Here is a 25,219-nt window from a genome sequence, read left to right on the forward strand (position 1 = left end):
TTCTCAAAGGGTGGCGGATCTAGTATCAGGATCTCACAACCGCCCAAAGGTACGGCCCGACCGTAGTCGGCCTAATACAGACCCGCCATAACAGGCGGATTTCGGCCGCAAAAAAAACGCGGTGCGTGTTTTAGGCCGCTTTGGTTAGTCGGGGTGAGATTCCCGGCACTGGATTTTGCCAGTACGATGTAAATATTAAATCAAGATAACTTTTGGTTCAAGGCATTGAGCATATCGACTAACTTTAGATAATTAGAGGCATTATCATCAAAAATCTTTCTAGCTTGCGCTAGTAAATATTTTGTCAAGCCAAATTGCATCCTAAGTTCTACTGTCGTAACAATTTCATCAAGATTTATTAAATGCTCGTAACTTTTCGAGGTATGCCCAAAACTATGTTTTTTCAACTCATCTACACTCTGCTCAGAATAACCAAAACGCTCTTTTGCTATGCTGATCAAGCTTTCAATACGTTCAGAGAGGACTGCAACCTCTTTATCCAGTTCATCCTTCTTCTTTGATTGATCATTTAACGCCAATGTGACAGATGATTGAATAGCTTCAAATGCGGCGAAATAATCTGACACATCAAATAACTCTTTTTTCAACTCCATAAAAACCTTGCAAGCTTTATCAAACTGGTCATTCAGACTCCCATTATACAATACTGAAAAAAATGAGCTCCTTAAATCAAACCTTCTTAAAATCTGAGCTTCTTGAAATAGCTCTAGATCTTCTTCACTCCCAAAATAAGATAGGGCTAAAATAAGCCAGAAAATCTCAACCTGAGTTAGCTCAGTATGTAGTAACTCTATATATGTTTTCCCCTTATTCTTCACATCAACCATGTACCCATGATAAGTGAATCTAATAATAACGCTAATTTTAGAAATATAACTCAACCAAATATGGCGATCTTCTTCCATGCTTTCTTTCATAACAGAATTATCATACCAACCAATTTCTAAATTGAACTTAGATGATAATTGATATGGTGTAACAGAGCCCAAGCGATATTTTTCTGTGGCTTTAAAAAGCCTAAACTCATCCAACAATCGAAAAAAAGTACTCTCAAACTGCTGTAGCTGTATTGCTTCCAACTGGGTAGCCATAACGTTCTTCTGGCCTTCCAACTCATCCCCCTGTCGTTTGTACTCTTTTCTGGCTAGCTCAAGCTCTTCCATCTGAGCATCAAGGGTTTTACGTTGCATCACTAGCGTTACAATTAAGCCAGCAAATGCCAAACCAGAAAACAGAGATGACAGAATGCCAAAGCTATCACCAAGCAAAGCGGACTTATCAATACTGTATGTCGAGATCGGCCAAGAGATATAAATAAGAAAGCCTAAATAGCCAAGCACGCTCAGCAACACGAAACCAAACGACCAAAAGTACCATTTGAACAGCCCGCTTTTCTTCCGTTGCTTGTCTTTAGACTTATCACCGCCAGTTAATTTATCTTCAGCCACTTTTCGCCTTTCCTTGATATCTTATGTATTTAACGTTGTAATTCTAACATCTAAACGACATTTCAAAGTAATTAGGGCAGCGTTAAATTAAACACAAACCACTTCACGCTCAGCAACTGAACATCAATACCCTGCTTTGCTGTTGCCTTTTGCGGTGACTTTGCTGATCGACTGCTCACGTTTAACGAATAAGTGAAACTATTGGGGTCAGATGCTGAGGTATCCCCACAAAATTTCAATATAGATCAGAATGTTAGAGCAAGAAGGGAACGTTCATAGCTCTTGGCGATCAATAATTTCGCCAAAAACAACTCACCACCAGAGCCATGAACGCGACTACTATATTGAACAAAATCCTCCCGATTGTCAGCCCCAACATGCATAAAACTCGACGCAAAGCGCTATCTGCTTGCGTACTCAGCTTAGCGCAAGGAAGCCTTTGTACCGTAACCAGTATTGGTCGAGGGATCCAATCAAGTGCTTATGAAAAGCACCGTATTAAACGTTCAGACCGCCTGCTCTCCAATCCGAACCTGCGACGTGAATCTATTTCGCTGTATGCCCACATAAGTCGGCTTTTTGTGGTTCGATCTCGTCCAATTATCAGCGTGGATTGGTCAGATTTAGATGCCCGTGGTCAGCATTTCTTGATTCGCGCCAGTACCGCTTTTGAAGGTCGATCCATTACACTTTATGAAGAAGTTCATGACAAACTCACAAAAGAAAAACCTAAAACGCACCGGCAATTTTTGAGAATGTTAAAAGCTCTGCTTCCAAGTAAAGCGAAGCCCATCATTGTAACGGACGCTGGTTTTAAGACACCTTGGTTAGAGGAGGTCGTGAAGCAAGGCTGGGATTATGTCGGTCGAGTCAGAAAGCCACGTAAGTACTATGATAACTCGCTTCAAGCTTGGCGTTGTATATCCACTTTATTCTCAAACGCCAATCAAAAACCTCAGCATCTTGAGCTTAAACATCGCCAGTCAAGTCCGGTCACCAACCAGTTTGTTCTCTACAAAAGCTCTCCCAAAGGACGTCATTCTATAAATCAGAAAGGAAACAGACGAGCTTCCTTGTCTTCACTCACCGCAGCAAGAGGGGCAAAAGAACCTTGGCTATTAGTGTCTTCTCTTCCAGTGAACCGTCTTTTTGCAAATCGATGCGTCAAGGCTTATGAAACAAGAATGCAAATTGAAGAAGGGTTTCGAGATATGAAAAGTAGCCGATTTGGCTTGGGTTTTGAGCTAAGTTACACGTTTAAAATAGAGCGTCTGATCAACCTGATACTACTCACGACTCTTACTGCGATCTTGCTGGTTTTAGTAGGAAAAGTCATAGAGTTGACGGGTCATGCGAAGTGTTTCCAGGTCAATACGATACGCAAACGAAGAGTCTTGTCTCACTTCTATCTTGGAAAACGAGCCGTAATTACCCGCTTCCAGATATCAAAAAATGACTGGCGAGACGGCATCAAACAACTCACTCAGCAACTGACGAAAAGGAAGCAAAATTATGCTTAAATTTGTGGGGATACCTCAGGGTCAGATGAAAAATTGTTGATCATATGAGGGCGGGCAAAGGGATATGTTTTGTTGACAAAATCAAAAAGCCGAACGATGCAGTGCTTATTGACTACATGGTTCGGCTTCTACCCCCCCTATCCCGTATTACCTTAGTGCTTTTTCGGCTACTTGCCTCGGCGTTTTCGCCTAGTCTGCAGCTGTTTTGAGTCAGATTAAAAATTCTTAACATCAGTGTATCTTGGACTGACCAAAAAGAAATTTATGTATGATGTTGCTTTTTAACCCAGCACCCCAAAACCACGTATTGTCGGCGGATCGACCAACAGTACCAACTACCGAAGGTTAGCGGGCGAAGTTATGAGCTGGGTCGAGACACAGAAGATCAAACACCGATAGTCAATTAAAGAAGAAAATAAAGTTGATTATTTTTCAATCAACTATTATCTTCACCAAGAAATATCAATAATTTGAAAGGAATATGCAAGATGATCAACTCTGTTTTAAAGTTGCAAGCATCCGCCCTTCTAATAATCGCAATCGTCTTTTCTGGAAACTACGTATACCAGCATGTCTTTAATAACGAAACTAAAGCGATTGAAAGCGCCACATCAGGAAAAATTACAGCCGTCACTAAGATAATAACGGCTGAGCAAAAACAAACTTACTCAAAATTCATTGAAACCAATGTCAAAAATAATTTTTTTCGCTTTGTCACTGCAGGAAAAATAAAAGGAATGCTTTACTTTCAATGGGAGGCACAAAATAGTTATGGTATTGAAATAACCCCCAATAATCCTATTGAATGGAAACGTACCTCGACGCCCGGAGTAATTGAAATTTTTTCCCCTCCATTAAAGCTCTTAGATTCAAAAATATTAATCGACAGTGATAAATATATAGTTCTTGATATTGATAAGGAACTAGCCATTAGCGAAAAAAGAATCAAGTCTGAATATAGAGACGAGCAAGTTAAAATAACTCTTTCTGATGCTACTGGTGTATTAACAGATGAGTCTCTTATAAATATTGCAAAATCTGTTATTGCAGAACACATCAAACAAGTACTTAACCAAGGATTGACAGACGAGAAAGTACATTCAGCAACAGTTACTTTTCGATCCTAAGCATTAACCCAACAACAAGCTCACATCCCACGTATCTTGGGCATTGCAGTCCTTTTGAAGAATTTTTAGTTAGGTGACAGCAGGCATAGGATTGCTTCGCTGGGCAAATAAAAAAGCCGGACTATGTAGCGAAAAATGGCTACCTCGTCCGGCTTTACTCATACAGCCAAAATTAACTTTTTAACGCTGGTATATGTTCCAAATGATCCAAAACCTTCCCATCATATTTACGCGCCCCATTACTTACCAAGCACCCAATGACTCCACCTAAAACGCCCCAGCCGATCATTTGCAGTACGCTTTTATCTTTAGCAAGTATCCCCATCACGACAGCACCTATAGCTGTCGCTGCTATCTGAGGACTGTGGGCCCTTCCCATTATTAAAAGGTTGGCAATATGCTCACAGTTGTAGGACATAGCTGAGTATTTCTTGGATGCTGTAAGGATTAGCTCTAATTGATCAGAGAGTTTCTTTGGGTCATCAACACTCTTATGGATAACCTTAACTTCTTTACCAGCAGCATACTTCTCAAACGAAACGACTTCTACATCATTCTCCGGAGAGTTATGGAACACCTGATGATTGCCAAGGTAAATACCAGCGTGTTCAACTATGCCCTTCGTACGATATAGCAGATCACCCGGGCGTATATTATCTAGATTCATTTAAAATCCCTTTTAAGTTGTTAAGTGCGATATGCAAGGCATAGCTATATTGAGACCAATTCTAGTACTTCAAGTGCTCAAACATAAATTTGCTGATTTTCTAACCCTGGCATGACCTCCCACCGGATTAGCTTACGAAGCTCTGCCCCAGTTATTTCAATGTCATGCTCTTCATTATCCATTCGACGTGCAATCATTGAGGGATAGACATTCCCCCTTCTCTATAAAGAACTTACTATTACTAATAAGCGGTACAATCGTTTAAAACTGGCGAGTTTCCATAGAAAAATCGTCAGCAAAACGTAATGAATGTGTTTTTACCTAAAAGATTAAAATGGATTTTAATTTTTTAGATTTCTTTATGTTATAAGGGGTTGCTGCTTTGATTAGCAGCGTTTCAACTAACAAGGAATAAATGGATATGACAGTTCGAAAATATTTTTATGGAAATGACACCTCTGAATCCTACCGCGTAGAAGCAAGTGGGTCTTTGAACTACGTATATGGGCGTGGTGGCAATGATACTGTATGGGGTAGTAGTGACAGAGAGATTATCTTTGGTGAATCAGGAAATGATTATTTGTACGGTCTAGGAGGGAACGATCACCTACATGGAGGCACAGGTGATGATCATCTTTATGGTGGAGATAATAATGACGACCTATGGGGCGATGAAGGAAATGATCATCTTTATGGTGGCTCCGGTGAAGACGATTTAAACGGCGGAGAAGGAAACGACTTTCTGTATGGAGGTGCGGGGAATGATGAGTTTCGTGACTCTGAAGGCAATGATACCTACCTTGGGGGAAGCGGCTCTGATCGATTCATTTTCTCAACGCAACCATCTAATAACGAACATGATAAAATTAATGATTTCGAGGTGGGCACAGATCAGCTTGAAATTTATTTTGGCTTTGGTTCCTATGGGGTTAAGCAAGTAGGTAATGATACGTTAATTACCTACACAGGAGATATTAACTCTGGCAGCTCGGTTAATACTTATACTAACCAAATTACCCTTGTCGGTGTTGAAACTACGGACCTTGATATATTGTCGATTAGCAGCGGCGGTATTGCCATAGTCCCATAAAGGCTTAGTCGTTAAATTTTAGTTTTGTAATAATTAAGGTGAGTTAAGTATATTGCTTCAACTCACCCTTTTAGCTTAAAAATCAGTCTCTCTAGAATGTCATCCCATTGCATACGAACTATCTCACCAAGCCTTCGTGTAGAGAAGATCGCAAACAATACAACTTCAGTTAAAGGCGTCGACATTTTTGTGCTAATGTTTCGACCTGCTCCATTCTGCTGCCTTAGCTCAAAGCCCAAAATGCCGTTCAGTTCATCTAGCGTGATGCGACGATCGCGGACCTGCGAACGGTCAATTAAACCCATAGACTTAGCAACATGGACAGCATCTTCTAGTAACTGTAGATCTAGATTCATAGACCATGCTGCTCGAGCGTGTTTAAACAGCACACGAAGATAAGCAACATCCTGCATAACCGTCGCAGGTGAAGCTTGATCTTGGTAGTAACGCTTTTTAAGCGTACTCAACAATCTGAACACTGCTGTAGGAGCTTAGCTCGATTTCATGCAATATCGGCTCTTTGCTCATCAAAAGCATAGTGTGCTTTTTAGAACGACCAAGTGGAGTTGGTGCGTTTTCATAGTCACTAAGATAACGCTCAATGCCTGCAGCAACGCTCATCGTCTCAAGTGATCTACCACTCGCAAGCATTTACTTCACTTCTCGCTCACGATTCCCAGCCCATAGCTTTGCATCTTTCAAAGCTCTTGGGCCAGTAAAGCTTTGCGCCTCACTGAATACTGTCCTGCCATCTTTATTGATCCTAATCTGAGCGACATGGACCACCGTACCGTCTTTTTTCTTTCTGGTTTTAAATGTAGCCATACTAGTTAGCAACTTTGTAACTTTATGACATAATGGCACTCATTCAGATAACAAAGCATTGGTGTTTTGACTGTTTGAGGCATCATTATGTAGCAATTTTTCATCTTGCTACATAATATTTTTTGTAGCAACCTTGTTGCATTATATGCCCTAAAACCCCTAAAAACACCCTAAAATGACCTAATTAATTGCTACAAAAATGATAACAGAAAATGGCTCAAAGCCAGTAAACACAAGGGATAAGCTAGATAGACGCTTCTCTATAGCGCCAATGATGGATTGGACTACGTCTGACTACCGTGTTTTTGCACGCTGCTTAACAAAACACACGCTTCTTTACACTGAAATGGTAACAACAGGCGCTTTGCTTCAAGGTGACAACCCTGCCCGCTTCCTTAAGTATGATGACTGCGAACACCCCATTGCATTGCAGCTGGGTGGCTCCAACGCTTTAGATTTAGCGAAATGTGCCAAGATGGCCGAAGAATACGGTTACAATGAAGTGAATTTAAATGCAGGCTGTCCGAGTGATCGCGTTCAGAATAGTTTAATTGGAGCCATTTTGATGGCTCACCCACAAACAGTGGTTGATGCGATGAAAGCCATGCAGGATGCCACGTCTATCCCAGTAACGATTAAGCACCGCATTGGATTAGACGATCAGCAAGACTATGCAGTCGTGCGTGACTTTGTTGGTGTGATTGCTGACGAAGGGGTTGAAACATTTATTGTTCATGCTCGCAACGCTATTTTGCAAGGCTTAAGCCCTAAAGAAAACCGTGAAATCCCACCACTTAAATACGACTTTGTGTATCAATTGAAGAAAGACTTCCCTGACCTTGAAATCTTGATCAATGGTGGGATAAAAACAATAGAAGAGACAAAAGAACATTTACGTCACGTTGATGGCGTTATGATGGGACGAGAAGCATATAACAACCCTTGGGTGCTTAGCGAAGTGGATCAGTCTATTTTTGGGGCTACAAACGTAGTCAATGATCGCTTCGAAGCGTTAGATCGTTTCATCCCATACGCAGAGAGTCAATTGGCAAAGGGCGAGCGCTTGATGCATTTAACTCGTCATTTACTAGGTATTTTCCAAGGCTTGCCAGGTGGCAAGCAGTTTAGACGCTACCTTTCAGAAAACGGTCATCGAAGTGACGCTACAATAGACGTATTAGTAGATGCCATTGAATTGGTTAAACAAAAGCTAGATAAAAGCAAAGGATAAGAGCAATGAGCAATAAGTTATCTCAATTAAAAGAGTTCACAACGATTGTTGCCGATACGGGTGATATCACTGCGATCAAGGATTTTCTGCCTGAGGACGCAACGACTAACCCATCATTGATGCTGAAAGCTGCTCAGATTCCTGAATACGCCCCTTTCATTGATCAAGCTGTAGCTTGGGCGAAAGAGCAAAGCAATGACAAAGCGCAGCAGGTTATTGACGCTAGCGACAAGCTTGCAGTAATTGTTGGTACAGAAATTCTTAAATACATTCCAGGTCGTATCTCTACTGAAGTAGACGCTCGCCTTTCATACGATAAAGAAGCGACTATCGAGAAAGCGCGTCGCCTAATTAAACTATATGAAGAAGCCGGTATTTCAAAAGATCGTGTTTTGATCAAAGCGGCCTCTACATGGGAAGGTATCAAAGCAGCTGAAGAGCTAGAGAAAGAAGGTATTAATTGTAACCTTACATTGCTGTTCTCATTCGCACAGGCTCAAGCATGTGCAGAAGCAGGTGTTTTCTTAATTTCCCCGTTTGTTGGCCGTATTCTGGATTGGTACAAAAAATCTACTGGTCAAGAGTACACTGCAGAAACGGATCCAGGTGTGGTGTCTGTAACAGAGATCTACAACTACTACAAACAGCATGGTTACAAAACAATTGTAATGGGCGCTAGTTTCCGCAATATCGGTGAAATCGAACAACTAGCTGGTTGCGACCGTTTAACTATTAGTCCGAACCTGCTTGAAGAACTTAAGAAAGACGAAGGCGCACTTGAACGCAAACTGGTACCCGTTTCAGATGTAACGCCTGCTGGCGAAGCCATTTCTGAGCAAGCTTTCCGCTGGGCGCTGAACGAAGATGCCATGGCCACAGAGAAACTGGCTGAAGGTATCCGTAATTTCGCAGTAGACCAACGTAAACTTGAGAAGATGATTGAAGAGAAGCTTTAAGGCTACAATCTACTCTCTATAATTCGGCTTAGCTGAATTCCCAAAAAAACGCGACTTTATGTCGCGTTTTGTTATTTTAACTGCTGATTTTATGATCAGTTGGCAAGTATTCCGCAATGATTATGAAACGCGGCGTATCGCCGTATTTCTTATGCTTTTTGAACCTATACTCAAACTACTTGAATGAACTAGGTATCAATATGCTTCAAAATCTTAAACAATTTGCGATTGGCGTTCTGATTTTAATCAGCTCGTCCTCCTATGCAGTGGAAGCAGATATAAAGTTTCAGATTAACCAGATATCACAAGTGAATGGAATCCCTTGGGGTATGGCGCAGCTGGACCAAAATACCCTACTCGTTACCATCCTTGATGGCATGCTTTTACGCCTAAACTTAAATACTGGTGATACGGATGAAATACAAGGTCTGCCTGACATTGCGAGAATGGGGCAAGGTGGTCTATTCGATGTAGCGTTAGCACCTAACTATAGAGAATCAGGTTGGGTGTATTTCACTTACGCTCACCCCACTAAAGAAGGAGCGAGTACAGCTCTTGCGCGAGCGAAATTGAAAGATCTATCTCTTACTGATTGGCAAGACCTTCTTATTACAGAATCCTCATCCGAAAAAGGGCAACACTTTGGTAGTCGAATTGCGTTTGATGATGATGGCCATGTGTTCTTCAGTGTTGGGGACAGGGGTACACGTGCTAATGCACAAGACCTTAAAAATCATGCCGGTAGCATTCTAAGATTAAATATGGACGGTACAGTCCCTGCAGATAACCCCTACGTTCGCCATGGCAACATCAAGCCTGAAATTTGGAGTTTCGGGCATAGAAATCCACAAGGTTTGTTCTATGATCACAAAACAGGGTTTCTATGGTCCAATGAACATGGTCCGCGAGGTGGTGATGAGATTAACCTTATACGTGCCGGTGCAAACTACGGGTGGCCAATCGTTTCTCATGGTAAGGAATACTGGGCGCCCCTTTCTGTCGGTGAGGCAACCAGTAAAGAAGGTATGGAAGACCCTGCGAAAGTTTACATTCCTTCTATCGCGCCAAGCTCTTTACTGATCTACCGTGGTCAATTATTTAAAGATTGGGAAGGTGATTTTCTATCAACAGCTCTTGCACTACGCCATTTAAACAATGTTCGTTTGGAGTCAGGTGAAGTCTTTGAAACACGCTTTTTAGAAGAACTTAATGAGCGTATGAGAGACGTCATTGAAATGCAAGACGGTAGCCTGATGATCAGTACCGACTCAGGACGTATTTTAAATATCAGACCTAAAGACACATATAGCTTACACTAAGCTTCATCTGAAAGTTTATATTGTCTGTGCCATTGACGAAGCTCAGTAATCGTCATTGGCTGGGCAATTGAATAGCCTTGAAAATAGTCACATTTAGCTTCTTTTAGCAGCTCAAATTTATCGGTATTCTCGACACCTTCCGCGGTTACGTTGATATTTTGCAAGTGACATAACTCAACTGTAGGTTGCATTAACTGATGATGTGTTTTATTCGTTAAGCGATCAACCAATTCTTTATCAAACTTAACTTTATCTACCGGGTAGTCAATCATTTGTAACAAAGGCGTATACCCTATTCCAAAGTCGTCGATCGATATTCTAAAACCATGATTTCGCAGATTTTGTAAAACAGTTAAAACCTGTTTAACAGCGAAATAACCAAACGTTTCCGTGATTTCAAGCTCAACCGCACAATCAGGAACAGAATAAAGCTTTTTAAGCTCGATTATACGATCAACAAAGCTCGCTTGGCCTAATTCTCCAGCAGAAATATTGATCGCAATAACAATATCTTCACCTAAGAATGATCTCAGCTTTTCAAGATGCTCAAAAGCGTTTCTAAATACCCAGTCGTCAATTTTAGTATAAGTTCCTGTTTGTTCAGCGATTGGTACAAACTCATCTGGCGTTATTTGACCAAGCTCAGGGGAATACCAACGAAGAAGTACTTCAAGACCTTTAATTTTTCGGTCTTTATCAACAAACGGCATAAACACTAGAGAGAACTCTTCGTCGCAGTTAACAAATTTAAGTGCATCCTCAATGAGCTTAACTCGACGCGCTTCTCTGGCAATGGTATGCGAATATGCCGCAAAACGGTTTTTACCGGTACGTTTTGCGTGATACATGGCCATATCAGCGTTTGCAATCAACTCGCGTAAACCCTCACCATCTGTCGGATAACTAGCAATTCCTATACTCGCTGACACAGGCGTAATATATCGCTCTGTCTTAAAGCCCCCTTCAAATAAACTAACGACGCTTTTAGCGAGTTCTATACGCTCATCTAGATTATCATGAGCCAAAACTATGGCGAACTCATCGCCAGCTAATCGAGAAACTAAAGCGCTTTGTTCTTTGTCCTGGTTTGCATTGATTAAACTTTCAAATGCTTTAGCTGCATGCTGAAGTAACTCATCTCCAGCTTCATGTCCCAAGCGATCATTAACAAACTTAAAGTTATCTAAATCGATATAAATCAAGGAGACATGACTGTGTCTATTCCAAGCCCTTACCAGCACCCTTTTTGCAAACTCCTGGAAACGAGTCCGATTAGGAAGTTTAGTCAATGCATCGGTAACAGCAAGAGCTTGTGACTTACGAAGATTCATATTTAGCTGTTCATACAAATCATAGAATTTAGCTCCAAGACGGCTGACTTCATCGCTCTCAATTGGCCGATTAAAGTCAGGAGTCTGCTCTTTCATTAAAAGAGATAACTGTGTATCTAAACTTTCTATGGGTTGAATAATGAACTTTCGAATTGAAATCAGCAGAATCGTTGCAATGGCAAGCCCTAACCCTAATGAGGTGGCAATTATCCAGTCTGTCAGGCCTGAACGTGTTTTGGATAAGTACTCAGAAGTTAGCTTTTGCTGAAGAACGGTACCAGGGAACAACACAACGGTACGAGTGTTTCCTTCAAGTGTTTGGCCAAAAGATGATGGTCGATTAATAATCATTGGACGTACGCCGTACTCGCTCTGTAATGACATTAATATATTGTCAAATTCGGTCATATAAACTGTAACAACCAAAGCAAGAGAGTCTTCCATTGAGTTTCGAACAGGTGTAGTTAAGGTGGTGCCATCTAACGTACGACCATACAAATAAGCATGAGCATCATTTTTTAAGAACATCAACTTTTGCTCTTCAAAACTATTTTTCTTAATCAATGAGCGAGCGAAACTAGGAAGAAAAGTTGATGGCTTTGAAAAGGGATTATCACTTCTTTCGTAATGATATAGAGACTCGCCCGTTTTATCCAAAACCGTAATTGCAATTCGAACGTGATTATCACCAAGTAGATCATTTAGCATGTAATCAAGTCTTTGTGTGACAAGATAAGCACTGATATCTTGTCCAAGATGACGAGTAAAATCACTGAAGGCCTTACCTTCTAGTAGAAGTGATACAACGCCAAGGCTTAAATTCGCTTCGCGTTCGAATTCAACTTTGGCTTGCAATAATTGAAGGTCAAGGCGACTCTGCTCTACCTTAATAAGGGTATCTTTTTGAATACTGAGAACACCAATAGCAGCGACAAGTACACCTATCAGCAAAATTGGCAAAACTAACAGTACTAAGCGCTTAGTTAGAGTCATAATATCGCAGCAAAGCGTCCTTAATACGAGTTCGTTTCAATATTTCTTTTCCAGGAACCCCTTCAAAAGGCACTGTTTTTGATGGAGTCTCGCGACCTATGTATACCGAGAAGTCACGCCTCAATTTATCACTTATCAAAGTCCAAACCTCCTTATATGGACTGGCGGTTTGCAAATACTCTGCATTGCGGGCTCCAATATCAAGGCGATTCAAATACTCAATAAAAGCTAACGCATTTTCTTTCATATTTGAACTCTCAACAATTGAAATACAATCCAACCACACAATCGCACCCTCTTCTGGTACAACAAACTTCCAGCTGTCAATGCCCTGTATCATGTTTAAACCATGATGATCACCAGAGTATGCTGGAGCTATCCAGATATCATCTTGCTCTGGATTATTCAAAGTATAGGTATAAAGATAATCATAGGTAGCAACGAAATGCGATTGATGTTTCAACAAGTTAAACGCTTGTTTCAAAAATGTGTCATTCGCAGTATTTATGGGATAACCCATTCCAGCTAGAGCAGTGATAAGCAACTCATCCGCCTGCCCGATCATGCCTATATGCCCCTTCAAGCGTTGATCAGGGTTCAGTAGGTTTCGCCAACTTGTTATAGGAAAGTCAATCTTGTCAGACCGATAAGCAATACCATAACTGCCCCATAGATAAGGTCTGCCATAATCTCCGCAGGCTTCAGGCCAATAGGTTTCATGATTTGATTTAGGAATCCTATCTAAAAGCCCCACTCCTGTTATAACTCTCATTGAAGCATTGTCTACAATAGTCACATCAACTTGAGATGATTCCTCCCTTGATAAGACCAAGTTCCTCTGCGCTTCATCATCATAAAAGACTAGCTTTACCGGCACTCCAGTTTCAGCTTCCCAGTCTTCGATGATAGAAGGATCAATGTAATCTTCCCAAGTATAAAAGATCAATGGCTCTTTATCGGCCCCATAAGCAAAATTAGGTAATGCTGTACTTAAGGCAACAATTATGAGAAGTGTATGAGCAGCTAATAACACCATATCTTTACATTTCAACATACCAGCGTATTAAAATGAGTCACCCCAAGAGTCAGAAGCATCTCCCCATGAATCCTCATCCTGCCCCCAAGAGTCAACCTCCGGCTCGTTCAGCTCATTGTTTAAAGGGGCTTGAGTTTCGATATATAATTTATGACTACCTATCTCTCCTTCACGATTTTGCAAATAGACATCTCTTAGAAAAGTATAGCGATCCCCAAAGATCATTCTTTCTGCTGAAAGATATCTAGCTCGTAACTGAATCACGTTAATACCACGAGCAATCCATTTATCATTGTTCGTAAACTCATAAGCATCCATTGCATCATATATAGAATAGTCCACGACCATGCCGCTTGCATCACGAACCGTAGATGGACCAAAAAATGGTAAGACTAGATATGGCCCAGATGATACCCCCCAGTAACCCAAAGTTTGCCCAAAATCTTCATTATAGGGGCGCAACCCCATTTCACTGGCGACATCAAACAAACCAAAAATACCGAATGTTGAATTGATGATAAAACGAAAGGTTGAGGAAGCTGTTTCGTCAAGCTTGCCTTGAAACAGGTTGTTAAATGCATTGGGGACTTCTCCTAGATTGGAGAAAAAGTTACTAATCCCTTTTTGCATAAAGTTTGGGGTTACCGCGTCATACCCCTGCGCTAAAGGCTTAAGCCCATACTCATCAACTGTCTCGTTAAAGGCAAACATGGAACGGTTAAAACCCTCCCACGGATCCTCTGCAGTCTCAGCCACTGCAAAGAGTGAGGCAATTAGCAATCCAATGCTGGCTACTATACGTTTCATGTGTGTCTCCTTCCTTGCGTTTAAACAAGTTTTTTAACTTCTTGCCACTGTTTAGCTAAGCGTTTGTCAGAAATTTGCTCTAACGTTCCAACGGTTTGTGCAAACAATGAAATTCGATACTCTTCTAATAACCAGCGATAACGCGTCAAATTAGGGTCATAAATACCCTTCTCATCATGAGCTTTTTTCTGACGCAGATATTGCTCCCAAAGGTTTTCCAACTCACCAACTGCGGCATTCTCTTTATTGAGGTGGTTCTGGAAACGCTCTAGCCTAACCTCAACACCCTTAAAGTAGCGCGGCAATTGACCTAACCAATACAGTGGCGTAGCACCGATAAAACCTGGGTACACCAAATTTTCCAACTGCTTCTTGATATCACCATAGACTCGAGTCCAAGGCAGAGGAATGGAGCCTTTCATTCGCTTAGCCACTTGCTGATAAGCGGATAAAACGGCATGTAACTGTAACGCCATGTCATTAGCAATACTGATGAGCTGCTTTTTATGATCCATTAAGCGTTGCTCAAAACTTTCTTTGGTACGCGGCAATGGACGTTCATCGAGAAACACTTTTTCGACGATCGCATCCAGCAAATCTTGAAGTAATACTTCCTTCTTACCTATTGGTGAGAATAACAACATAGACTCTCGTAATTTAGGTAAGTTCTTTTCAAGGTATTTCATATCCTTGTGAAGCGCTAACTTTAATAGAGCAATGACCCCTTTACGATGAGCTTCCATGGCTGTATTCGGGTCATCGAACATTTTTAAAGAAACACTACTGCCATCGCTCGCAACTAAAGCGGGAAAAGCGGTTACTTTAATCCCAGCTTGTTTTATTTCTTGTCGTTCTGGAACATCCTGATCGGGCCATTCGGTCAACTCAACTTGTTCATGCTTTTTCGTGCCGAATTTTGCAAAGCTTTTTTCGACCATCTCTGCAAAACGGGTTTGTAGCTCAGACAGATTCTTACCACTGCCCAACACTTTGCCACGTTCGTCAATCACATCAATATTCAGAGTTAAATGCCCTTCTAATTTATCCGCATTCCACTCGGTTAACGGAATATCGATCAGAGTTTCTCGCTTAATTTGAAGTGAAAGCTGCTCTAATAGATCCCCTTTGTCCTTCGACAGATTTGGATAAATACGTTCAACAAACTGTGGAATGGGGACAAAGCGGCGACGTAATGCTTTGGGTAACGCTCTGATCAAAGACTCGCAACGCTCTTTAACATAACCAGGCACAGCCCAACCAAGCTCATCTAGAGTTAGCTGTCTTAGCAATCCGACAGGCACTTTTAAAGTGGCCCCATCTTTCTGCTGGCCTGGGGCAAACTCGTAGTCTATGGGTAAGGCAACGCCATTTAACGAGTAATTATCAGGGAAGGCATACTCATCAACATTGACATCCTGGTTAATCAAATCGTCACGCGTCATGATCAGTGCGTCGGGATTTCGCTTGGCAAAATACTCAACGCTCTTTTGATTACGCACATCAGCAGGCAAACGTTCGTTATAAAAAGCAAATACAGCTTCATCGTCGACCAAAATATCACGTGTACGGAGTTTTGCTTCTTGAGTCTCAACGCTTTTTATCAGTTCAGCATTTTGCCTATAAAAAGCGGCTTTGGATTTTAAGCCACCTTCGACCAATGCTTGCCTAATAAAGACTTCGCGAGCATCTTCTGGATTCACATGCCCATAATCTATACGACGTTTGGCCACAAGAATCAGGCCGTACAATGACACTTGCTCAAAGGCAACGACACGACCTTGGTTTCGTTCGAAATGTGGGTCGAAATGCTGTCGCTTCACAAATGGTGCAGCATAGTCTTCTACCCATTGAGGGTCAATTTTCGCAACGATTCGCGCGTATAGCTTACTCGTCTCAACCAACTCAGCTGCCATCACCCACTGTGGCGGGCGCTTAAACAACATAGAGCCTGGAAAGATGGATAGCTTGCGCGAGCGACAGCCTAGCATTTCTTTGCTTTCATCCACCTTATTAGCAACTTGAGTGAACAAACCCGCTAATAAAGCGCGATGAATCGAGTCGTACTGGCGCTCTTCATGATCAACTTCTTTAAAGCCAAGTTGTTTACAAGCAATCAATATTTGGCGATGGATATCACGCCATTCACGCATACGCATAAAGTTCAAAAATTGCTTACGACAGTATTGGCGTAGTTGATTTTGAGACAATTCTTGGCGTTGTTCTTCATAACGTTGCCATAAGTTCAGCAATACCATGAAGTCAGAGTTTTCGTCTTTATCGACAGCGTGACATTGGTCTGACTGAGTTTTCTTGTCTTGTGGACGCTCACGAGGGTCTTGTACCGATAACGCACTGACAATGATGGCAACTTCTTTCAAGACATGACGGTCATTGGCAGCAATCAACATACGTCCAAGTTTGGGATCAATCGGAAGTTTTGCTAATTGTCGGCCGATAGTGGTTAATCGATCCCCACGCAATGCCCCCAATTCGGTCAAAGCACGATAACCATCGTTAATCATGCGTTTTTCAGGCATTTCAACAAATGGGAATTTTTCAACCGCACCTAAACGCAAGTTCGCCATTTGCAAAATAACAGAGGCTAAGTTGGTACGAAAAATTTCCGGATCGGTAAATTCTGGGCGTCCATTGAAATCTTCTTCGTCATAAAGGCGAATACAAACACCTTCCGCCACACGTCCACATCGACCTGCCCTTTGATTTGCACTGGCCTGACTAATCTTCTCGATCGGTAACTGCTGGACCTTTGAGCGTACACTGTAACGACTAATACGCGCTAAGCCTGGATCAATCACATAGCGAATACCCGGTACCGTCAAAGATGTTTCCGCCACGTTGGTCGATAACACAATACGTCGACCGCCGTGGGGTTTAAAAATCCGCTGTTGCTCCGAGCTGCTTAATCGCGCATACAGGGGTAATACTTCAACCCCTTGAAGCGCTTCCTTACGCAGTAACTCAGCGGTCTCACGAATTTCACGCTCACCAGGCAAGAACACAAGAATATCGCCGGCACCGCGATACCCCGTCTCACGCTCTTCGGCGATCAATAAGGTCACGGCATCCAGAATACCCTGCTCCATTGATTGATCTTCATCGAGCTCTTCAAAATCGGATTTACTTAATAACGGTTGATAACGAATTTCTACCGGGTATGTACGCCCCGATACTTCGATAATTGGTGCATCATTAAAATGACGTGAAAAGCGCTCCACATCGATGGTTGCCGAAGTAACGATAACTTTTAGGTCAGGACGTTGCGTTGTAATACGCTTTAAGTACCCCAACAAAAAGTCGATATTTAGACTACGCTCATGGGCTTCGTCGATAATGATGGTGTCGTATTTTTGTAAGAACTTATCTTGCTGAATTTCCGCCAACAAAATACCGTCAGTCATCAACTTAATCAGGGTATCTTCTTGGCTTTCATCCGTAAAACGGACTTGGAAACCAACCGCTTCCCCCAACTTAACCTGTAGCTCATCACTGATTCGTTCCGCCACACTGCGTGCCGCAATTCGTCGTGGCTGGGTGTGGCCAATTTGGCCAGTCAAACCTCGACCAGCTTCCAAGCACATTTTAGGAAGTTGAGTCGTTTTACCAGAACCGGTTTCACCGGCAATGATGACGATTTGGTTTTCTTGTATCGCTTTAATAATTTCATCACGACGAGCAGAAACGGGTAACGAGTCATCGTAAGTAATGGTCGGCATACGTTCCTGTCGGGCCTGATAGAGTGCTTTCGATGCCTCGACCAACTCTGCCAATTCAGCTTCAAGCTTAGATGTTGGTAGGCCTTCTTTACGACGTTTATCAAGTACGTCTAGTTTGCGTTTTATCGCGAAGCGATCTTTTGCCATCAGCAGATCTTGCCCAGCAGTCATGGCAATGGATTCGGTGTGTTCTCGCATGAAATGGATGTAACCTTTCAATTGTGCAGTGCTAAATATCGAGCACTGACGATAACTATTTAATATAAATAAGATTCTACCACTAAATTGCTTCACGAGTATGGTATGAATACTCGCTGTTTTTCATACCATCAAATCTAACCATATAGTGCAAAGTTCTTACCTCCTCATACTGGAAGCAGGTATAGTGAATGTCTACAATCCAATACGTTTGAAACGCTTGATGTAAAAGATAAGGATGACCCATGTCTGAAAAAGTATTTAATGATAACTCTTTGACGATTGGTAACACGCCATTAGTGCGACTTAATCAAATCGGTAACGGCAATATTTGGGCTAAAGTTGAAGCCCGTAACCCAGCATTTTCTGTTAAATGCCGTATTGGTGCGAACATGGTTTGGGACGCAGAAAAACGTGGCGTTCTTACCAAAGGTAAGTCACTAGTAGAACCATCGAGCGGTAACACTGGGATTGCATTATGTTTCGTTGCCGCAGCTCGCGGCTACCCGATCACCATCACTATGCCTTCAAGCATGAGTCTTGAGCGTCGCCAAGTCATGAAAGCATTGGGCGCTAACATTGTTCTAACTGAGCCAGCTAAAGGCATGAAAGGTGCGATCGAAAAAGCACAAGAGATTGCACAAGACCCTAACTTTGTCTTACTACAGCAATTTGATAACCCTGCTAACCCTGAAATTCATGAGAAAACGACTGGCCCAGAAATTTGGAATGACACCAACGGTGAGATCGATGTGTTCGTGGCGGGTGTTGGTACAGGTGGCACCATCACAGGTGTAAGCCGCTACATTAAAAACACTCAGGGTAAAGCCATTACCTCGGTTGCAGTAGAACCGACGTCATCACCTGTTATTACACAAACCATTAACGATGAAACGCCTACTCCAGCACCACATAAGATCCAAGGTATTGGTGCAGGTTTTGTACCTAAGAATCTCGACCTTTCAGTTGTTGACCGTGTTGAACAAGTTACCAACGAAGATGCAATTGCCATGGCAAAACGCCTAATGCGTGAAGAAGGCATCCTATGCGGTATCTCTTGTGGCGCGGCAGTGGTTGCAGCGGAAAAGCTTAGCAAAGATCCTGAATTTGCTGATAAGAAAATTGTGGTTGTGTTACCAGATTCTGGTGAGCGCTATCTATCAACAGCGCTTTTTGAAGGCGAGTTCAGCGAAAACGAAACCGTTCAGTAACTTGAATCAACATCGTTTAAACGAAAAACAGGCTCATTGAGCCTGTTTTTTTTATCACTTTCATTTTATCGCAAAATTTTTACGTCTACTCAAAGCTTTGAACTAACGGCTTTGACTCAATACGAGCCACCAATTCACCCGCATCAAACACACACATCTCACCCACTTGCATTTGCTGCCATGTCTCATCATGAGTAAGAGGCTGTGTCGCGATCACAGTGACAACATCTTTGTCCGTGGTGACTTCTTTGAAATCAATGGTGACATCTTCATCAGAAAGTGTTGCTGGTTTAAACGGTGCACGACGTGTTATCCAGTGAAGCTTGGTTGTACAGTAGCAAAATAAATACTGCCCATTGGAGAGCATCATGTTGAACACACCCTTTTCCCTTAAGCGGTCACATTGCTCACCAAGAAATGCCGTTAGCTCTTCAAGCTCTGGCATTTGATCTCCGAACTTCGCCAGCAGCTGCTCAATCAGCCAACAAAACGCGCGCTCAGAATCAGTTGTCCCCAAAGGAAAATGGGTCAGTAATGTCAGACTTTGAGGCGTATCAAGCTGGCCGTTGTGGGCATAGCTCCATGTTGTATCCCACAAAAGACGACTGAAAGGATGAGTATTAGGCAAGCAAACATTGCCAACATTTGCTTGTCGAATATGGCTGATTACAATATGACATTTTAGAGAAGTCTTGCTCATTACATCAGCCATATCGGAGTCGGCGCTAGGTCTCGGGTCAAGAATAGACCACACATTACTGTCACGATACATTGCCATGCCCCAACCATCTTTGTGGGGACCTGTACGACCGCCACGAGCTCTTAGACCAGAAAAACTGAAGCAGATGTCCGTAGGGACATTGGCACTCATGCCAAGTAACTCACACATTGATTTAATCTTCTATTACTAGTTGTTTACGTTTTTTCCGAATACGTCGGAATAACCAATAGCCACCGATCAATAACAGTAAGCCTAGGCCATTTAGAGCACCATAAAGCAGCCAGTCTGTAGTAGATAGACTTGTTTCAGCTTCTTCAACTAATGATTCATCTGATGCTTCAGGCAAAGGCTCATCCGTTGAACCTGCATCTTCTTCACTGCTAATTCCCTCAGGCTCATTGTCTAATTCGGACTCAGAGACGATAGCCACTTGTGGTGTTACAACCAAAGGCACAAGATCTCTATTGATTGCTGCCGCCGCTGCAATCGCGGCATCAGGCTCTTGTTGAGATCGACTGACCGTTACACTGCCCGCTCCATCACGGACCAGATACCAAGAAGGTGTTGAGTACTCAAATCGAACGCCGGTTTGGGTGATACCGATTAATCGCACATGAGCGCTGACGGTACTATTTGGCGGCACTGGGTAAATCTTTTGCCAAAATCCTTCGCCAATCAAAGGCATCTCTAAAGACTCCTCACCACCATCTGCTGACGTCAAAATAAGACGCGCGTTACTTCTTAAAACATTTAATCGAAGGTTTGTGGGCTTGGCAGAGAACGAGACCAGGTTTTCGCTTTGACGCTCTGCCTCAAAGGTGATTGGCGCAGCCACGGAAAAGAATTGACTCAATTTACGAACGAAGGTCTTGCCGTCCACTTCAGAAATCAACTCGTAGTTGCCTTCATCTGTTATTTGGTCAATCTTATTCTTGAACTGATAGTTTGCAACATCAAGGGGACGCTTCATTAGCTCCTTACTGCTCTCCCCGCTTAATAGATTCAATCGTTGATGAACGTCGACCAACTCCAACATTTTAGAATCGTTAATAAGCTGATCATCTTGAAACAAGCCAACTGTTGAATAGATCGGTTCATTTACAAACAACACAGGCGCTACTTTGGTAGTTTGCGCACTCAGCTTCGTTATGACGCGGATATTACTACGTTCTAAGTCAACGTCTTCCACTTGCCATGTCCCCACAGCTGGTTTCGTAATCGTTGCCAGCAGGTAATGATCTGCATCGACTGAAGAGACATTGGCTTCTGTCAAAGCAAGCAGTTGACCATTGGGTTTGAAAATCTTTGGTTGAACACCTAAATCATGAAAGATGAGCAATGTGGCTTCATCAATTGCCTCATCGATGAAAAAAGTATTGCCTTCAAAAGGCACTTCTTCAGATGGCGAGGCCTGAGAAAAGATACGATCAAATGTATCAAGCAGCTCATCGGGTGTGGCTACTTCCGTGTGTGTTGCATTGGTCAATGTCGAAACAGATTGAAGCAGCTCTTTGTCGGTGTAGCCTGTCATCGAAACCGTGTGCAAGTGCACCCCACGTTCCGCCAACTGAGTAGCGAGCTCATTAGTGATACGATTTCTAGAAGCTTGGTTAACTGCCTCATCTAAACTGACATCCACCATGCCATCGGTCACGAGTATCCAGTGTCGATCAAAGCCTGGCTCTAAACCACCTACATCAGGTGTTTGCAAAAGCAATTTGATAATAGATTCTAGGTCGGTTTGTAGGTCGCCTGGCGTATAACTGTTTACCGCTTTATTTAAGCGAGCCTTGGTTGAAGCATTGATTTTAGATTCAGCCAACAGTACACGAGCGCGCTCACCAAAGAGCCATACTCCGAGGGTGGCTTCTTGTTCAGGCGCAAGGTCAGAGATCAATTTAAGAGATTCAGACGTTAACTTATCAGGATCACTGATCAACATACTGCCTGATGCATCGACGATTAATCGAAATTGGGTATCCGCAGAGGCCCAAGGTACAAAGAAAAGAAACAGTGATAATACATAAGCTTGTAACTGTCTTCGTTTCACCATTTTGATACTCCTTGGGCGGCGAATTAAACCATGTTTAATGGTTTCAGTCTTGGGTCGGATCGTAGCACTCCGGCATGCCGTGAACCCATTTGATTATATGTTCTTGCCAACGATCTTCGTCAACAGTATTTTCGTTAACTGCATAATGACTTACAGTTAGGCCTTGGCTAATCATTTCGCGATGACTTCCAACAACCAAAGGATGCCAATTCGGAAGGTCACCTGTTTCATGTAATACTCGATAACTGCAAGTATCTGGAAGCCACTCAAACGCAGTCACATCTTGAGGTGTCAGAGAGAGACATCCTTCAACTTTCTCTAAACGCTTGTCATAAACTTTACAACGACAACCTTTGATGTCCAGTTGATGGCAGGCAAGATCAGTGTAATAAACCTCATCTGTTTCGTCGTCCATCAACTTCTGCAGACAGCATTTCGCACAACCATCACAAATAGACTCCCACTCCGTAGGAGACATTTGTGCCAGTGGAGTCGTTTTCCAAAAGGGCTCATAACGCTTGGCGATCATTAGTACTTAGCTTCCGTTGGTGCTTTATATAAATCTAGCAGGTACTCGTCGCGAACAGGTGGCATTTGCAAATAAAAACCTTGCTCACGAATCGCTTTCATCACATCTTCAGCATTCGCACGGGCCAGTTTTTTCTCTGGCTTTAGAAGCATAGTCATTGCACTGATTGGTTTACCAAAGCGCTCCATCAGCATTTCAGGAACATCCTTTGTACCTTTTTGCTTCTCGACGTATAAATACATTTCATCACGTTTTGACGAACGAAAAATCTCAATAATCATTTGGCTCATAATGAGTCTCACAAGGTAACAGTTTACTTGGCGAATTTTTCTAACAAAGGCTTAATAACCTTATCTTGACGCCAACCATTAAAAGCTGGATTCGACCAGTCCATCGGTGAACCTTCATAAATATGACGCAATAACGGGTCGAGCAGTTTGCGTTTCAATACCACTTCAGGAGCAATAGCAAATGTTTGTGCCAGCTCTTTTAAGTAGCTGCGAATTGCCTTAGACAAGTCTCCAGCATCCGATGGTAATGGCGCCGGCAATGGATTTTGAAACTCATCAGCGCTTAGTTCATTCACACAAGCCACTTTCTCTAACACCACATCCGCGTATAAGCGCACTTGTTTTGGCGTTACGTCTTCCACTTTACCTAAGCTTCTTGCGCTGTCCGGCATGAATTTAGCGATTGCCCATAGAGAGCGATCTTTTAAAACTTGTCCTTTTGGCAAATCATCTTGACGAGCACGCTCATCACGCCATAAAAACAACATTCTAAGCAGTGTCAGCCCCTTTGGACTTAAACGCCATGCCGCCTTTACGCCATCCCAATTCTTCTCTGGGTCATTATTTTGTTGATACTGCCATTTCAGACTTTCGCAATCTTCCAATACCCAGTCCAACATGCCCTTGCTCTGTAGACGCTGAACTTGCATTGGGTAAACTTCTGCCAAATAGATAACATCCAGCGCCGCATAACGCTTTTGCGCATCAGTTAGAGGTCGCAATGTCCAATCCGAGCGCGTCTCATCTTTTGCCACATCGATATCTAGGTATGCCTTGACCAACTTAACATAGCTTAACGACCATTCAGCACCGGCGAAGGCTTCGCCAATTTGAGTGTCATAAAATGGCACAGGCAGAACACCTAATAAGCGATCGAATACATCAAGATCTTCCGAGCAGGCATGAAAGACTTTCATAACGCTTTCATTCACCATTAAGTCCCGCAAAGGAGACCAATCTGAAATCGTTTGCGGGTCAATAAGTACCGCTTTTTTGCCTTCAGAAATCTGAATCACCCCTGTGACTGGATAATAAGTTGTACGACGAACAAACTCCGTATCCACTGCAACGAAAGGTAACGTATTCCAATAATCACACCACTCTTTCAAGGCAGCATCTGTATCCACCCAGACTATGTCTAAATTTTGGTTTTGAGTATCCATGTTAGAGTTTCTTCCGACCTTCAAGTGCCAGAGCCAAGGTATTACCATCAACATATTCCAACTCACCACCCATTGGCACACCTTGGGCTATGCGGCTTACATCAATACCATTTGGCTTAAGGAGTTGAGCAATATAGTGGCATGTCGCCTCACCTTCGACCGTACTATTGGTCGCGATGATGACTTCTTCGACACCTTGCTCTTTACAAAGCATTTCAAGACGATCCAAACCCAGTTCTTCTGGGCCAATCCCATCAATCGGAGACAAATGCCCTAGAAGAACAAAATATAAGCCGTCAAACTGCTTAGTACTTTCAATTGCGATGACATCTGCTGGCGTTTCCACAATGCAGAGTCGTTGCTGATTACGCTGATCATCAGCGCAAATTGGACACAAGTTATCTTCCGTTAAAGTTCGACATTGTTGGCATCGCCCTACCTTGTCTAAAGCGGAACGAAGGGAAGCTGCTAAGCGGTCAGCGCCTTGAGAATCACGCTCTAAAAGGTACAACGCCATCTTCTGAGCAGACTTTGGCCCTACACCAGGTAGGCATCGCAAAGACTCAATGAGTTCTTTAATTAACGGACTAAACAAGTACCTATCTCCAATTAGAATGGCATTTTGAAGCCAGGAGGAATTGGCATCCCCTCAGTTGCTTGAGACATTTTGTCTTTAGAAGCAGTTTCGATGTTACGTACAGCGTCGTTGATCGCTGCTGCGATAAGATCTTCAAGCATTTCCTTGTCATCTTCAAACAAAGAATCATCAATGGAAACGCGTTTAACGTCATGACGGCCTGTCATGGTCACTTTAACTAGGCCTGCACCTGCTTGACCTTCTACTTCCATGTTGCCGATTTCTTCTTGGGCTTTTTGCATATTTTCTTGCATTTTCTGCGCTTGGCGCATCATGTTACCCATACCACCTTTAAACATAACTCTCTCCAAT

At 42.6% G+C, this 25,219-nt stretch carries 23 protein-coding genes; 7 read left to right on the plus strand and 16 right to left on the minus strand.

The genetic code is table 11. The features are described from left to right. Positions 1-200 precede the first annotated feature (200 nt). Complete coding sequence (locus ACXAC1_RS17365) at positions 201-1,469, minus strand: hypothetical protein (protein WP_475063104.1); 1,269 nt, start codon at positions 1,467-1,469, stop codon at positions 201-203. Positions 1,470-1,846: 377 nt separating this feature from the next. Here ACXAC1_RS17365 and ACXAC1_RS17370 point away from each other — a divergent pair, with 377 nt between their 5' ends. Both ACXAC1_RS17370 and ACXAC1_RS17375 read left to right on the plus strand, forming a co-directional pair. After that, on the plus strand, positions 1,847-2,989 hold the full coding sequence (locus ACXAC1_RS17370; RefSeq protein ID WP_475061633.1) for an IS4 family transposase: 1,143 nt from the start codon (positions 1,847-1,849) through the stop codon (positions 2,987-2,989). A 488-nt stretch (positions 2,990-3,477) separates the two neighbouring features. Continuing rightward, positions 3,478-4,116, plus strand: a complete 639-nt coding sequence (locus ACXAC1_RS17375) for a hypothetical protein (protein ID WP_475063106.1) — start codon at positions 3,478-3,480, stop codon at positions 4,114-4,116. Positions 4,117-4,288: 172 nt separating this feature from the next. On the opposite strand, the gene ACXAC1_RS17380 is transcribed toward ACXAC1_RS17375, so the two are convergent. Further along, positions 4,289-4,783, minus strand: coding sequence for a lecithin retinol acyltransferase family protein (locus ACXAC1_RS17380; protein WP_475063108.1), 495 nt, complete (start codon positions 4,781-4,783; stop codon positions 4,289-4,291). Positions 4,784-5,204: 421 nt separating this feature from the next. Between ACXAC1_RS17380 and ACXAC1_RS17385 the strand changes: the two genes are divergently transcribed. After that, positions 5,205-5,873, plus strand: a complete 669-nt coding sequence (locus tag ACXAC1_RS17385; RefSeq protein WP_475063109.1) for a calcium-binding protein — start codon at positions 5,205-5,207, stop codon at positions 5,871-5,873. A gap of 62 nt (positions 5,874-5,935) precedes the next feature. On the opposite strand, the gene ACXAC1_RS17390 is transcribed toward ACXAC1_RS17385, so the two are convergent. From ACXAC1_RS17390 to ACXAC1_RS17400, 3 genes are read right to left on the minus strand one after another with little or no spacing between them, the layout of a single operon-like run. After that, positions 5,936-6,340 (minus strand): hypothetical protein, encoded by a 405-nt coding sequence (locus tag ACXAC1_RS17390; RefSeq protein ID WP_475063110.1) that lies wholly within the window; start codon positions 6,338-6,340, stop codon positions 5,936-5,938. Continuing rightward, positions 6,327-6,524 carry a hypothetical protein gene (locus ACXAC1_RS17395; RefSeq protein WP_475063112.1) on the minus strand — a complete coding sequence of 66 codons (198 nt, stop codon included), beginning with the start codon at positions 6,522-6,524 and terminating at the stop codon, positions 6,327-6,329. The genes ACXAC1_RS17390 and ACXAC1_RS17395 overlap by 14 nt, the downstream gene beginning before the upstream one ends. Further along, a complete protein-coding gene (locus tag ACXAC1_RS17400; protein WP_475063113.1) occupies positions 6,525-6,698 on the minus strand; it encodes a hypothetical protein in 174 nt (57 codons plus the stop codon). A 199-nt stretch (positions 6,699-6,897) separates the two neighbouring features. Between ACXAC1_RS17400 and dusA the strand changes: the two genes are divergently transcribed. From dusA to ACXAC1_RS17415, 3 genes are all read left to right on the plus strand, one after another. After that, entirely contained in the window at positions 6,898-7,929 is a 1,032-nt protein-coding gene (dusA, locus tag ACXAC1_RS17405; protein ID WP_475063114.1) for a tRNA dihydrouridine(20/20a) synthase DusA, read from the plus strand. Positions 7,930-7,934: 5 nt separating this feature from the next. After that, positions 7,935-8,885, plus strand: coding sequence for a transaldolase (gene tal, locus ACXAC1_RS17410; RefSeq protein WP_475063116.1), 951 nt, complete (start codon positions 7,935-7,937; stop codon positions 8,883-8,885). A 200-nt stretch (positions 8,886-9,085) separates the two neighbouring features. Then, entirely contained in the window at positions 9,086-10,204 is a 1,119-nt protein-coding gene (locus tag ACXAC1_RS17415; RefSeq protein WP_475063118.1) for a PQQ-dependent sugar dehydrogenase, read from the plus strand. Here ACXAC1_RS17415 and ACXAC1_RS17420 read toward each other — a convergent pair. The 4 genes from ACXAC1_RS17420 to hrpA are packed head-to-tail and all read right to left on the minus strand — an operon-like array spanning position 10,201 to position 18,303. Continuing rightward, positions 10,201-12,495 carry a putative bifunctional diguanylate cyclase/phosphodiesterase gene (locus tag ACXAC1_RS17420; RefSeq protein ID WP_475063120.1) on the minus strand — a complete coding sequence of 765 codons (2,295 nt, stop codon included), beginning with the start codon at positions 12,493-12,495 and terminating at the stop codon, positions 10,201-10,203. The genes ACXAC1_RS17415 and ACXAC1_RS17420 overlap by 4 nt on opposite strands. A gap of 19 nt (positions 12,496-12,514) precedes the next feature. Continuing rightward, complete coding sequence (locus ACXAC1_RS17425) at positions 12,515-13,564, minus strand: polyamine ABC transporter substrate-binding protein (RefSeq protein ID WP_475063121.1); 1,050 nt, start codon at positions 13,562-13,564, stop codon at positions 12,515-12,517. A gap of 27 nt (positions 13,565-13,591) precedes the next feature. After that, the gene (locus ACXAC1_RS17430; protein WP_475063122.1) at positions 13,592-14,371 is read right to left on the minus strand and encodes an MlaA family lipoprotein; all 780 of its coding nucleotides are present in this window, start codon (positions 14,369-14,371) and stop codon (positions 13,592-13,594) included. Between the two features lie 20 nt (positions 14,372-14,391). Beyond that, complete coding sequence (gene hrpA / locus ACXAC1_RS17435; protein WP_475063124.1) at positions 14,392-18,303, minus strand: ATP-dependent RNA helicase HrpA; 3,912 nt, start codon at positions 18,301-18,303, stop codon at positions 14,392-14,394. 245 nt (positions 18,304-18,548) lie between these two features. On the opposite strand from hrpA, the gene cysK reads away from it, so the two are divergent. Then, complete coding sequence (cysK, locus tag ACXAC1_RS17440) at positions 18,549-19,514, plus strand: cysteine synthase A (protein ID WP_475063125.1); 966 nt, start codon at positions 18,549-18,551, stop codon at positions 19,512-19,514. 85 nt (positions 19,515-19,599) lie between these two features. Here cysK and ACXAC1_RS17445 read toward each other — a convergent pair whose 3' ends face one another. From ACXAC1_RS17445 to ACXAC1_RS17475, 7 genes are read right to left on the minus strand one after another with little or no spacing between them, the layout of a single operon-like run. Beyond that, a complete protein-coding gene (locus ACXAC1_RS17445; protein ID WP_475063127.1) occupies positions 19,600-20,403 on the minus strand; it encodes a class II glutamine amidotransferase in 804 nt (267 codons plus the stop codon). Between the two features lie 4 nt (positions 20,404-20,407). Then, the gene (locus tag ACXAC1_RS17450; protein ID WP_475063128.1) at positions 20,408-22,288 is read right to left on the minus strand and encodes a vWA domain-containing protein; all 1,881 of its coding nucleotides are present in this window, start codon (positions 22,286-22,288) and stop codon (positions 20,408-20,410) included. Positions 22,289-22,331: 43 nt separating this feature from the next. After that, on the minus strand, positions 22,332-22,817 hold the full coding sequence (locus tag ACXAC1_RS17455; RefSeq protein WP_228190417.1) for a YcgN family cysteine cluster protein: 486 nt from the start codon (positions 22,815-22,817) through the stop codon (positions 22,332-22,334). Continuing rightward, positions 22,817-23,107 carry a YcgL domain-containing protein gene (locus tag ACXAC1_RS17460; protein ID WP_133559616.1) on the minus strand — a complete coding sequence of 97 codons (291 nt, stop codon included), beginning with the start codon at positions 23,105-23,107 and terminating at the stop codon, positions 22,817-22,819. The genes ACXAC1_RS17455 and ACXAC1_RS17460 overlap by 1 nt, the downstream gene beginning before the upstream one ends. 23 nt (positions 23,108-23,130) lie before the next feature. Further along, a complete protein-coding gene (gene rnd, locus ACXAC1_RS17465; RefSeq protein ID WP_475063129.1) occupies positions 23,131-24,270 on the minus strand; it encodes a ribonuclease D in 1,140 nt (379 codons plus the stop codon). A gap of 1 nt (position 24,271) precedes the next feature. Continuing rightward, a complete protein-coding gene (gene recR / locus ACXAC1_RS17470; RefSeq protein ID WP_133559614.1) occupies positions 24,272-24,865 on the minus strand; it encodes a recombination mediator RecR in 594 nt (197 codons plus the stop codon). Positions 24,866-24,879: 14 nt separating this feature from the next. After that, entirely contained in the window at positions 24,880-25,206 is a 327-nt protein-coding gene (locus tag ACXAC1_RS17475; RefSeq protein ID WP_475063131.1) for a YbaB/EbfC family nucleoid-associated protein, read from the minus strand. Positions 25,207-25,219: the final 13 nt, after the last annotated feature.

This window comes from Marinomonas sp. AWM4_232, assembly GCF_056158325.1.

Coding starts and splice junctions, on each gene's coding strand:
- ACXAC1_RS17415 (WP_475063118.1), top strand. CDS start 9,086: ATGCTTCAAAATCTTAAACAATTTGCGATTGGCGTTCTGATTTTAATC.
- hrpA (WP_475063124.1), bottom strand. CDS start 18,303: ATGCGAGAACACACCGAATCCATTGCCATGACTGCTGGGCAAGATCTG.
- ACXAC1_RS17445 (WP_475063127.1), bottom strand. CDS start 20,403: ATGTGTGAGTTACTTGGCATGAGTGCCAATGTCCCTACGGACATCTGC.
- ACXAC1_RS17425 (WP_475063121.1), bottom strand. CDS start 13,564: ATGGTGTTATTAGCTGCTCATACACTTCTCATAATTGTTGCCTTAAGT.
- ACXAC1_RS17395 (WP_475063112.1), bottom strand. CDS start 6,524: ATGCTTGCGAGTGGTAGATCACTTGAGACGATGAGCGTTGCTGCAGGC.
- cysK (WP_475063125.1), top strand. CDS start 18,549: ATGTCTGAAAAAGTATTTAATGATAACTCTTTGACGATTGGTAACACG.
- ACXAC1_RS17450 (WP_475063128.1), bottom strand. CDS start 22,288: ATGGTGAAACGAAGACAGTTACAAGCTTATGTATTATCACTGTTTCTT.
- ACXAC1_RS17400 (WP_475063113.1), bottom strand. CDS start 6,698: ATGGCTACATTTAAAACCAGAAAGAAAAAAGACGGTACGGTGGTCCAT.
- ACXAC1_RS17380 (WP_475063108.1), bottom strand. CDS start 4,783: ATGAATCTAGATAATATACGCCCGGGTGATCTGCTATATCGTACGAAG.
- ACXAC1_RS17460 (WP_133559616.1), bottom strand. CDS start 23,107: ATGAGCCAAATGATTATTGAGATTTTTCGTTCGTCAAAACGTGATGAA.
- ACXAC1_RS17475 (WP_475063131.1), bottom strand. CDS start 25,206: ATGTTTAAAGGTGGTATGGGTAACATGATGCGCCAAGCGCAGAAAATG.
- dusA (WP_475063114.1), top strand. CDS start 6,898: ATGATAACAGAAAATGGCTCAAAGCCAGTAAACACAAGGGATAAGCTA.
- ACXAC1_RS17370 (WP_475061633.1), top strand. CDS start 1,847: ATGCATAAAACTCGACGCAAAGCGCTATCTGCTTGCGTACTCAGCTTA.
- ACXAC1_RS17385 (WP_475063109.1), top strand. CDS start 5,205: ATGACAGTTCGAAAATATTTTTATGGAAATGACACCTCTGAATCCTAC.
- rnd (WP_475063129.1), bottom strand. CDS start 24,270: ATGGATACTCAAAACCAAAATTTAGACATAGTCTGGGTGGATACAGAT.
- ACXAC1_RS17375 (WP_475063106.1), top strand. CDS start 3,478: ATGATCAACTCTGTTTTAAAGTTGCAAGCATCCGCCCTTCTAATAATC.
- tal (WP_475063116.1), top strand. CDS start 7,935: ATGAGCAATAAGTTATCTCAATTAAAAGAGTTCACAACGATTGTTGCC.
- ACXAC1_RS17455 (WP_228190417.1), bottom strand. CDS start 22,817: ATGATCGCCAAGCGTTATGAGCCCTTTTGGAAAACGACTCCACTGGCA.
- ACXAC1_RS17430 (WP_475063122.1), bottom strand. CDS start 14,371: ATGAAACGTATAGTAGCCAGCATTGGATTGCTAATTGCCTCACTCTTT.